Annotated in this window: 6 protein-coding genes and 1 pseudogene; 6 read left to right on the top strand and 1 reads right to left on the bottom strand. The window is 41.5% G+C overall.

What is annotated here, in order from left to right:
* Positions 1–30: 30 nt before the first annotated feature.
* The 5 genes and pseudogenes from AC1DPZ_RS15025 to AC1DPZ_RS15005 all read left to right on the top strand — a co-directional run bounded on the left by AC1DPZ_RS15025 (position 31) and on the right by AC1DPZ_RS15005 (position 9612).
* Positions 31–3402, top strand: coding sequence for a SusC/RagA family TonB-linked outer membrane protein (locus tag AC1DPZ_RS15025; protein ID WP_477404743.1), 3372 nt, complete (start codon positions 31–33; stop codon positions 3400–3402).
* Positions 3403–3429: 27 nt separating this feature from the next.
* Complete coding sequence (locus tag AC1DPZ_RS15020) at positions 3430–4998, top strand: SusD/RagB family nutrient-binding outer membrane lipoprotein (protein ID WP_477404741.1); 1569 nt, start codon at positions 3430–3432, stop codon at positions 4996–4998.
* A gap of 71 nt (positions 4999–5069) precedes the next feature.
* Positions 5070–5891: pseudogene (locus tag AC1DPZ_RS15015) on the top strand (tyrosine-protein phosphatase).
* Between the two features lie 176 nt (positions 5892–6067).
* Positions 6068–7126 carry a proline iminopeptidase-family hydrolase gene (locus tag AC1DPZ_RS15010; protein ID WP_477404739.1) on the top strand — a complete coding sequence of 353 codons (1059 nt, stop codon included), beginning with the start codon at positions 6068–6070 and terminating at the stop codon, positions 7124–7126.
* Between the two features lie 209 nt (positions 7127–7335).
* On the top strand, positions 7336–9612 hold the full coding sequence (locus tag AC1DPZ_RS15005) for a GH92 family glycosyl hydrolase (protein WP_477404737.1): 2277 nt from the start codon (positions 7336–7338) through the stop codon (positions 9610–9612).
* A gap of 25 nt (positions 9613–9637) precedes the next feature.
* Here AC1DPZ_RS15005 and AC1DPZ_RS15000 read toward each other — a convergent pair whose 3' ends face one another.
* The gene (locus AC1DPZ_RS15000) at positions 9638–10666 is read right to left on the bottom strand and encodes a LacI family DNA-binding transcriptional regulator (protein WP_477404735.1); all 1029 of its coding nucleotides are present in this window, start codon (positions 10664–10666) and stop codon (positions 9638–9640) included.
* Positions 10667–10835: 169 nt separating this feature from the next.
* Here AC1DPZ_RS15000 and AC1DPZ_RS14995 point away from each other — a divergent pair.
* On the top strand, positions 10836–11566 hold a 731-nt coding region (locus AC1DPZ_RS14995), incomplete at its 3' end, for an inositol oxygenase family protein (protein ID WP_477404733.1).

The following is an 11566-nucleotide window of genomic DNA, read 5'->3' as shown; positions in this document are numbered from 1 at the left end:
GGGTAGTTTTGCAGGAAAATTAACTTAACAATGGAAAAAAAATTACTCAAAGTTTCCCGATGGTTACTTATTGTACTTACTTCGGTATTTACTTATAGTAGCTTATACGCCCAAAATTTAACTATCAGGGGTATAGTTTTAGATGAAAATAACCAACCCTTCCCCGGGGTGAGTGTCAAGATTAAAGGAACTCCCACTGGTACAGTTACAGGTCGCGAAGGCCGTTTTACCATCGGTGCTGAAAAAGGCCAGGTTTTAATCTTTAAATTTCTTGGTTACACATCACAGGAACTTGAAATTGGCGCCGATCCTAATCTTTCGGTACAAATGAAAACCGATTCAAAAACTTTAACAGAAGTTGTGGTAACCGCTTACGGAATTAAAAAAGAAGTAAGAAGACTTGGTTATAGCGTTCAGGAAGTAAAAGGTCCTGATTTGGTAAAGGCCCGCGAACCAAATCCAATCAACTCCCTGGCCGGTAAGGTTGCCGGTTTAACTATTGGTACAAATGCCGAGTTATTAGGCAGACCGGAAATTGTTTTACGCGGTAACAAGGATTTGCTTTTTGTAGTTGATGGAAGCCCGATAAACTCTGATACATGGAACATCAGCCCTGATGACATCGAAACATATTCGATTTTAAAAGGCCCCAACGCCGCTGCCTTATATGGTTCAAGAGGTATTAACGGTGCAATTATCATCACCACTAAAAAAGGAACTAACGATAAAAAAGGCTGGGAAGTTAACCTAAATAGCAGTACCTTGTTTGAAGGCGGCCTTATTGCAGCCCCTGAAGCACAAACTGAATATGGCCGTGGTAATAACTACCACTATGAGTACCAGGCCAAGGATAACAGCAACGTTTATGTACCATCGGGCGATGTTTTGTATGATAATGCAAACCGCTTAGGTGAATATGGCCCCCGCTTTGAAGGGCAGCTGTTACGCCAATACGATAGCCCTTACAATACCGTTACAGGTGTACGTACACCAACTCCATGGTTAGCCCGTGGTAAAGACAACTTTGCCAATTTTAAACAAACGGGTATTATATCTACCAACAACCTGGCGGTTTCGGCAAGTGGTTCAAACTATAACATCAGGTTATCATATACCCACATGTATCAAAAGGGTATGTTCCCTAATACCAAGTTAAACTCCGATAACTTTAGCCTTAACTCAAGCTATAACATTACTCCAAAACTGAGCGTTGACGGAAGTATGAACTTCAACAAACAGTATACGCCGAACATCCCGGATGTTAGTTACGGACCAAACAGTTACATTTATATGTTTAAGGTTTATGGTTCTGCAGATTACGATGTACGCGACCTGGAAGATATTTACAAGGGCCCCCAGGGCGTTCAGGACTTAGTGCAGTATGCACAGGAGTACGGCCGGTTAAATAACCCTTGGTTTATGGCCAAAAAGTGGTTACGCGGTCACGATAAGACTGATATTTATGCCTATTTAAGATTAAACTATAAGATTACTAAAGATTTGAATGTAAGCTTGCGTTCACAGGTTTCAACCTGGAACCAGCAGAGAACTGAGCAGGTACCGTCATCAGCTAACTTAAACGCCTATACATCATGGTATAAATTTGGTTGGTATGGTGATTACCGCGAAGACGACCGGAAGCTGTTTGAAAACAATACCGATTTACAATTGAATTACAATAAAACATTTGGTAAATGGGTAGTATCTGGCTTAGCGGGCGCAAACTCACGTACGTTTACATATAATTCATTCTACGGTACTACAAGGGCCTTGGCCGTGCCTAACGTTTACGTATTGTCAAACTCCTCACAAGCTCCGCTTTCTTACACCTGGGATTCAAAAATGCAGGTTTATAGCGGGTACTATTCATTTGATTTTGGTTACGATAAATACTTCAATATCAATACCACCGGCCGTTTAGATCATTTATCAACATTGCCTAAGGGTAACCAAAGCTTTTTTTATCCTTCTGCTTCAATTTCAACAGCGGTGTCTGATTATGTTGAATTACCTCATGCTATCAGCTTCCTGAAATTCAGGGCATCATTTGCAGATGTAAAAAGCGGCTTAACGCAATCAACGGTAGGTACCGCATATAAGCAAGTTACGGGTATTACTACAAGCACACTTTTAAACTATGGTACAGAACTATACAGTTCATACGATGGCCCAAGCTACACCAACCAGGATGCAGCAGCATACTCTACCTTATATAATAACCAGGCTTCAGTTACTTATTCAACGGTTAAGGCTAACGCCAATTTAAAACCTTTAAACAGATTATCGTATGAAGGGGGTATGGATATAAAATTCCTTAATAACCGCTTAGGTTTAGATGCTACTTATTTTTATACCGAGAACGGGCCGCAAATTTACCAGATACAGGCAGCCCCGTCAACCACCTACACTGCGGGCAATCAAAACGCGGTTACAACCAAAAGAACAGGCTTTGAGTTATCATTAACAGGTTCGCCGTTCCGCAACAAAGATGGTTTTTCATGGGATGTGAATGTAAACTATTCAACATTTAAGGAAACACTTCAAAAAATTGGTTATGGGGGTTTAACAGATATAGCATTATATGCTAACCACACCAATGCCGTAGGCTCGAGGGTTGATGAAGTATACGGTACTAAATTTTTAAGGGACGGAAGCGGCAATATTGTGTATGACGCGAATGGTGCTCTTTTAAAGGCTACTGGGTCTAACAGTCAGGTATATGGCGCATTAGGCCATCTTAATCCTGATTTTACCTTTGGTATTAATAACAGGTTTTCGTACAAAAACATAAGCTTTAGCTTCCAGGTTGATGGCCGTATAGGTGGTGTTATTTACGATTATAACTACTATGCAACAAGGCAAGGTGGTAGTGATCTGTCAACCGTTCAGGGTGTTATTGGCGCTGCACGTTTAGCAGAGTGGAACTCAACCAAAGTTGGTACGCAAGCACCTACTGCATCGCTATTGGGTAACGAAAGTGGTGCAGGTGTTAAAATTGTTAGCGGTACGCCTAAATTCCAAAATGGTGTTATCTCTAACATGAGCGAACTTACATTTGCTCCTAATACAACACCTATTACAGTTCAAGGTTATTTAAACGGTAACGTTAAATCTATCGATGAAATGTACATGATCAGCCGGTCATTTGCCAAATTACGAGAGGTAACGATTGGTTATAATGTTCCATCTAAATATCTGCAAAACAAGGCTATTAAAGCGATATCAATCTCATTGGTAGGCAGAAACCTGCTATATTTTGCAGCGCGTAAAGATTTTGATATCGACCAATATGCTTCTGGTTACAATGCGTCTGACGGTACAACCGGTGGTGCCGCTGCAAACGGTGCACTGCAAAGCACAACAGCGCGCAGGTACGGTTTTAACCTTAACGTAACATTCTAAAATATTTTATAAAACATATTTATAAAGATGAAAGCTTTAAAATTAATCACAGCTGCGTTTGTATTGACAATGTCAATCACGGGTTGTCAAAAGGGCGACCTTACGTCAAATCCCAATGCGGTTAATGCAAACTCGGTTATCCCGGTTTCTTTAATTGTAAACCACCTTACCGCCGTATTGGTCAGGTCAGAAGAAATGCCATTTGGCGATGTTAATAAATCAAACCAGTTCCAGGTTTCTAACTACGCCAAATACTGGGGTACCAATGAGGATACCTGGTCGTACAGCGGGCACAGTTACGAATTATTAAAGTATGCCATACAGTTAGAGTACCAGGCACAGACACAGTTGGGTAATAATACCAATAAATATTTTGCCCTGTCTAAATTCTTTCGGGCATACTCAGCTATCTGGTTGTCGCAAAGGGTAGGTGATATCCCAATGAGCCAGGCTGGTGATATAAAGTATTTAACCCCGGTTTTTGATAAACAGCATGATGTTTACCAGGCATCGTTAAAGTTATTGGATGATGCCAATACAATTTTAGCCGGGGCCGGAAGCCCTGGAGCCATCTTTGATAGCGGCGACATTTTTGGACTTACTAACCTTCAATGGCAAAAAGTGATCAATACTTACAGATTAAGGGTGTTGATTAGCCTTAGCAAACGTGCCGACGACAATGCAGATTTAAATATCAAATCGCAGTTTGCAGCAATTGTTGGTAATCCAGCTAACTACCCGGTAATGGCAAGCAATGCCGATAACGTAGTTTATAAGTTTAATGCAACCAACCTGTACCCAATTTTTGCTGCCGGTAGCAATTCATACAATAACTTTATGAACGTTGGTAAAACCGTATTGGATATAACCACTTCTACCAAAGATCCGCGTACCTATTTAATGGCTACGCCGGTTACCAATACAAACGTTGCCGACTTTTCAAAATATCTTGGCGCTGACCCGGGTACTGCATTATCAACCTTACAAAATGAGGCTGCAACAGGTAAATACTCGTTCTTTAATGCGTCTCGTTATTTAGGTAATTCTACAGGAAGCACCACCGAGCCATTTATTTTTATCGGTTATCCTGAGATGAGCTTTAACATTGCCGAAGGCATCAACAGAGGCTGGGCGCCAGCACTTACAGCGGCCGATGCCAAAACCTGGTACGATAAAGGTATAGCAGCCTCTTTCAGCAACTTTGGTTTAAATGTTGCCGCAAATTCAACTGTTTCGGTATCTGATGTGGCGGGTAAAAGCCTTGGCACCGTTACAACAGATAATGCTACATTTCTTGCTAATGTAAGCTATAACCTGGCTTCACCTGCTGTAGCTCTTACCCAAATTTTACAACAAAAATACGTAGCGTTCTTTATGAATTCTGGCTGGGAAGCCTATTTTAACCACCGCCGTACCGGCTTACCGGCATTCAGCGAAGGTGGTACAGGTTTAGGTACCGCTGGTGGTAAATTACCACATCGCTGGTTGTATCCTTTAGATGAGATCAACGCTAACAACGCTAACTACCAAAAAGCGATAAGCAGCCAGTTTGGTGGTACTGACGATGTGTTTAAAGATACCTGGTTAACTAAGTAAACACACATTAATCTAAATACATTAAACAGGGGCTTAGCAATAAGCACCCTGTTTTTTACATTAAAACGGATATGAAAAAACTACAATTATTGCTGATAGCTGCATGTATTGCTACGGGCGTTAACGCGCAGATTGCAGATAGTGCAAAACGTAAAGTTGAACTGCAGGGAGCCGTAAATTTCCGCGATCTGGGCGGTTACACAACAACCGACGGACATCATGTAAAGTGGGGCGAAATATATCGCAGCGCAGATATCAGCAAATTAACCGATGCCGACCTGGCTGTGTTAAAGGCCAAAAAAATAACCTATGATGTCGACCTGCGTGGTCATAAAGAATCGGCTCAGGCGCCAGACCGCATCAGACCGGGGACTAATTATATTTTGGCCCCCGCCGGCAGCAACAATTTAACCGAGTAGATGAAAGGGATCGTGCATCTTAAAGGCAACGGAGGCGATTCATTGATGGTTGATTTTTATAGCAAAACCGATTCTTTAGCTGCCCGCTACAAACCTTTTTTTGCTAAGCTGATGGAATTACCTGCAGGCGAAGGTTTGGTTTTCCATTGTACCGCAGGTAAAGATCGTACCGGGATAGGCGCGGCATTGCTGCTTTACAGCCTGGGCGTACCTTATGATACTATCCTTAAAGATTATGAAGCCACAAACTACTATCGAGCGACCGAAAATAAAAAGGCGACCACAGGTATGGTAATGGCTATGCATGTTGATAAAAATGTAGCCAACGATATGATGCTGGCTAAACCCAAATACCTGGATGCAACATTTACGGCAATAAAAAAACAATACGGTTCTGTGGATAACTATCTTAAAACGCAGATAGGCTTAAGTGATACGGATATTAAAAAGCTTAAAAAGAAGTTTTTGGAATAGCTCTTAAAGCCAAAAGCAGACTGTCAAAAGCTTAAAGCAAGAACTTACAGATTCAATTTATAAAACAGAAATAAATGATTTAATAAAAAGCTGCCACTACAATGGCGGCTTTTTCTTTTTTATTGGCCTTTTAATATTTATCCTTAGTTTTAGATTATAACATAATCAAAACTTTTATGATAAAAAATTATCTTAAAGCCTTTACGCTCATAGCTTTTAGCTGGTTATGTGCCTGCAAACAACCCGATGCTCCACAGCAAGGTGGTATTAGCTTAAGCAGCTATTTCCAGGATACCACAGCCGGTGTAAAAAACGGCGGCGTACAGGTGGTTACAATCAATACGCCAAAAGGTAAATTTCACATATGGACAAAAAAGATAGGCAATAACCCTAAAATTAAACTGCTGTTGTTAAACGGCGGTCCGGGTGCTACGCACGAGTATTTTGAATGTATGGAAAGCTTTTTACCCGCCGAAGGTATTGAGCTCATTTATTACGACCAACTGGGTTGCGGTAACTCCGATAACCCTAAAGATACTGCTATGTGGAGCTTGCCCCGCTATGTAGAAGAGGTAGAGCAGGTGCGCCAGGCTTTAAACCTGGATAGCAGTAATTTTTACCTGCTGGGCCATTCATGGGGCGGTATTTTGGCTATGGAGTATGCCCAGAAGTATCAGCAGCATTTAAAAGGGCTCATCATATCAAATATGATGATGAGCATACCCGATTATGGCAAATATGCCAATAATGTATTGGCCAAACAATTTGATCCTAAAGTTTTAGCCCGCATCCGGGCTATTGAAGCTAAAGGCGATTTTAAAAATCCTGAATACATGCAATTGCTGATGCCAAACTTTTATGCCAAGCATATCTGCCGTATCCCGCTTGATCAATGGCCCGAGCCGTTGAACCGCTCCTTAGGTAAATTGAACGAATCGTTATATGTAACCATGCAGGGGCCAAGCGAATTTGGTGTAGCCGGTAAATTGTTAAACTGGGATCGTGTGGCCGATTTGTCCAGGATAGCTGTCCCCATGCTTAGCATTGGTGGCCAATACGATACCATGGATCCTAAGCATATGGAAATGATAGCCGGCAAAGTTCAAAATGGCAGTTACCTGTACTGTGTAAACGGTAGCCACATGAGTTTATACGATGATCAACAAACTTATATGAACGGGCTGATTAAGTTTATGAAAGGAGTAGATGCAGGGGAAAAGAAAGTTAAGATTTGAGGTTGAGTCATAACCTCCTAAAACTCAAATCGGTCTGGTGTACAATTATGTACCAGGCCGGTTTTATGTTTATGAGCGGTAATGGTATAAGTTAATCTCTTTAAAACTTTATTTTAAAATCGGGGTTTATGGAAATAAAAATTAGAGATTTGTCTTGAAACCTAAATAGGTGTAACCCACATTCTATTGATATGATATCTACGTTCTACATGAAATTCCAAAAAAGCATTTACCTGTTAATGTTATTTATACCATTTTATATAACAGTTAACGCGCAAAAAACTACATCAAAAACTCATAAGGATGAGGTGGATTTTGTAAATCCATTAATAGGTACCGCTATTACCGGCTTTGCCAAAGGTTTGGATGGCGGCGGCACAATGCCCTGTGTAAACGTACCTTTTGCCATGACTAATTTTGTTGCGCAAACCGGCGAAAGTAAAATGGGCCGCATGTGCTATCAATACGAGGACAAATCGGTAATTGGTTTGCTGGCCACCCATCAGCCCACCGTTTGGATGGGCGATTATGGCTATGTTTCCATTATGCCGCAAACTGGTAACCTGCGTGTTTTACCCAAAGAACGTAAATTATCATACGATCATAAAGACGAAATTACCAAACCATACTACTATTCGGTAAAGTTAAAGGCCGATGGCAACAAAAAGATCAAAGCCGAAATTGCCGGTGCAAATACCTGTGGAATGTTCCGTTTTACCTTTCCCGCTGCCGAAAAGGCCCACTTAATAATCCAGGGCATTAACCTTAATCCCGAACTTGCTGATTGGGCTAATGATTATAAACCCAGGCTGAAAAAATTAAAGGGCTATGTATATGTGGATACCATCAATAACGAAATAACCGGCTATAACCCCGACCGGCAATCATCCCAAATCGGGCCCGAGCTTAAAAACTTTAAAGGGTACTTTATTATCAAATTTGATAAACAGATTCGTAAATATGGTACGTGGGATAAAAGCATAATAAAGAAAGGCAGTAAAGAGCAGTATGGAACCCGCATGGGTGCTTTTATTTCCTTTAAAACCATTTCCAATACAGTAATAAAAGTTGCTGTAGCAACTTCTTTTATCAGTATTGACCAGGCGCGTAATAACCTTAAGAAAGAAATTCCGGATTGGGATTTTGATAAGGTAGTTAAGGATACCCGCGATAACTGGCAGCAACAATTGAAAGTAGTACAGGTTAATGGTATAACCAACGAGCAAAAAACTATTTTTTATACCGCGCTTTACCATACGCTGTTATTCCCGAGACAGTTTTCTGAATATGGCAGGTATTACAGCGCCTTTGACGATAAAGTTCACCATGGCGTTTCATATAACGATTATTCCCTTTGGGATACTTTTCGTGCTTTGCATCCATTGCTGATATTAACCCAGCCCGAGCGTGTAAATGGGATGGTGAAATCATTATTGCAGATGTACCAGGAAGGCGGCTGGATGCCAATGTGGCCAAACCCAACCTATACTAATATTATGATAGGCACCCATGCCGACGCTGTGGTGGCTGATGCCTATGTAAAAGGTTTCCGTGGTTATAGTACCAAATTAGCTTATGAAGCTTTGCATAAAGATGCTTTTGAAGCCCCGGATGGCGATGCGCAAAAGAAATGGGGCGATCGCGACCTGTGGACAAGCTTTGAAGCAAGGGGAGGACTTACTTACTACCATAAGTTGGGGTTTATCCCGGTTGATAAGGTGAAGGAATCGGTTTCGCGCACTATTGAATATAGCATCGATGATTATTGTGTAGCCCAATTGGCGAAAGCTTTAGGGAAAACAGATGATTATAAACAATTAATAACCTGGAGCGAAAACTATAAGAATGTGTATAACGCTGCCACAGGTTTTATGGCGCCCCGTAATTCAAACGGACAATGGTCGGCAAAGCCGGATAGTGGCTTTACCGAAGGTACAAAATGGACCTACACTTTTGGCGCCATGCACGATGTACCGGGCATGATAGCCCTTATGGGCGGCGAAAAACCTTTTGCCGATAAACTTATCCATAACTTTAATGATGGTCATTACAGGGCCGATAATGAGCCGGGGCATCACTATATTTACCTGTTTAATTACTGCGGTATGCCCTGGAAGGCCCAGGAACTGGTAAGGCAGCATACAGGTTGGCAAAATTTCAGGAATGCACCGGCAGGCATTAATGGAAATGACGATTGCGGACAAACATCTGCCTGGTATATTTTTAGTGTAATGGGTTTTTACCCGGTTACTCCGGCATCAGGTATGTATAGCATCGGCGCGCCCCAGTTCCCTTATATAGCGTTAGACTTACAAAACGGTAATAAGCTGGTTATTAAAGCCACTGATCTATCGGCACAAAACAAATATGTAAAAGAAGTTACGTTTGATGGTCAGCCTATCAAAAATCATATGATATCCCATGAACAGATTAGTCATGGAGGTACGCTGGCGTTTAAAATGACGAGCATACCGCAGAAAGATTGATTAAGAAATTCTTAAGGATTGGCGATTAAAGCGCAGTTGATGCCCTCACCACCAACTGCGATGGCAAAACTATTTCCTTACCCGTTTCAACATACTTGCCCGATAAATGATCAAACAACAGTTGAGCAGCTTGCTTACCCATATCATATGCCGGTTGCAGAATAGTGGTAAGTGGCGGGTTCAAAATAGGGGCGGTAATCTGGTTGGTAAAGCAAACCACTTTAACGTCCCGAGGGATGTTAAGCTTCATTTCATCACAGGCCAGGTATATCGAGGTGGCTAAATGCTCCACAGTTGCAATAATACCATCGGGTTTTACGCGGGTTATGTGATCTTTGATGACTTCAATGTTTTCGTTGTTGTATTTATTGGAGCAGGTAACCGCACTTGATTTTTCCGGGTCGATACCACGTTCTGATAATGCTTTTCGATATCCCTCTTCCCGGGCTGATAGGATAGAGGGATATCCTTTTATAGTAACCAGCGAAATGTTTTTACACCCGGCATCCAATAAATGGTTTGTGGCTGTATACGCGCTGTTTAAATCGTCGGTAGTAATTTTTACAGATCTAATATCATCAAAAACCCTGTCGAAAAACACAATCGGGATGCCGGCTTCCTGTAAGGTTTTAATATGCGCCGTATCCTCTGTGTTGCTGGCAACAGACATTATCACGCCATCAACCCGCCCGCTGGCCAGTTCGCCAAACATATAGGCCTCACGTTCATAACTATCATGGGTAAGGTAAATTAATGTATGGTATTTTTTTACCGCTACAACGCTCTCTATACCGTTAATAGCCTGGCTAAAAAAGCTGTCGGCAATTTCCGGGATAATGATAGCAATAGTGTTGCTGGCCTTTTTACGCAGACTGCTGGCATACGGATTTGGTACGTAGTGTAATTTACGGGCTGCCTCAATTACCTTCAATTTGGTTTCGGGGCCAATATCATGGCTATCCCTCAGGGCTTTGGATACCGTAGCGATAGATACGTTTAACACTTTGGCAAGTGCTTTCATATTTACTTTATCGCTTTTAAACTCATCGGCCATGGGTGCTAATTTAGATTATTTGAGATAGAAAACAGTGCTAATTTAGTTAAACGTTTAAGCAAATAAATTAACCGTTTTTAATAAATGTGATGTTTTAAATAAAGAAATTTGGATAACACAGTCGCAAGGGATTGTTTACCAATTGCATTTCCTTTTAAATTACAACATTATGAGCAAGCTAAGCGAAACACCAAACCAGGGCCCTTTAAGTTCAATTGATGAATGGGAAGATGATATTTTAGATCGTTATCCCGATGCTGATTCTATTGCCGCCGGGCGCGATACAGAAGCTTATCGCAATTACGAAGCCAATTTAAAAGATACCGTAAGGGAGTTTTACCGCTTACAGCATATCAATCAAACCTATGATTTTGTGCTGCAAAAAAAGGAGCAGTACTTAAAGTTTGATAAAAAAGAAATGTCGGTTTGGGACGCCTTTGATTTTCTGAATCAACTGGTTGACGACTCAGATCCCGATACCGATCTTGACCAGTTACAGCACCTGTTGCAAACATCAGAAGYCATCCGTGCCGATGGAAGGCCAGATTGGATGGTACTAACCGGTTTATTCCATGATCTTGGAAAAGTATTGTGCCTGTTTGGCGAACCGCAATGGGCCGTAGTGGGCGATAGTTATCCCGTGGGCTGCGCTTTTTCTGATAAGATCATTTTCTCAGAATATTTTAAAGATAATAAGGATCACCATGATCCGCGATATAATACCAAATACGGTATTTATGAGCCCAATTGTGGTTTAGATAATGTGCACATGACCTGGGGCCACGATGAATATATTTACCACATGATGAAGCCTTATCTGCCCGAGCAGGCTTTGTATATGCTGCGTTATCATTCTTTTTACCCGCAGCACCGGGAGAACGCGTATAGCCACCTGATGAC

It is taken from the genome of Mucilaginibacter sp. P4_G9 (assembly GCF_056400985.1).
Note: the sequence above shows the minus strand (reverse complement) of the source record. Positions and strands in the feature narration are given on the sequence as shown.

Bases quoted from the DNA above. Each gene is read 5' to 3' on its own strand.
- AC1DPZ_RS15025 (WP_477404743.1), top strand. From the start codon at position 31: ATGGAAAAAAAATTACTCAAAGTTTCCCGATGGTTACTTATTGTACTT.
- AC1DPZ_RS15020 (WP_477404741.1), top strand. From the start codon at position 3,430: ATGAAAGCTTTAAAATTAATCACAGCTGCGTTTGTATTGACAATGTCA.
- AC1DPZ_RS15010 (WP_477404739.1), top strand. From the start codon at position 6,068: ATGATAAAAAATTATCTTAAAGCCTTTACGCTCATAGCTTTTAGCTGG.
- AC1DPZ_RS15005 (WP_477404737.1), top strand. From the start codon at position 7,336: ATGAAATTCCAAAAAAGCATTTACCTGTTAATGTTATTTATACCATTT.
- AC1DPZ_RS15000 (WP_477404735.1), bottom strand. From the start codon at position 10,666: ATGGCCGATGAGTTTAAAAGCGATAAAGTAAATATGAAAGCACTTGCC.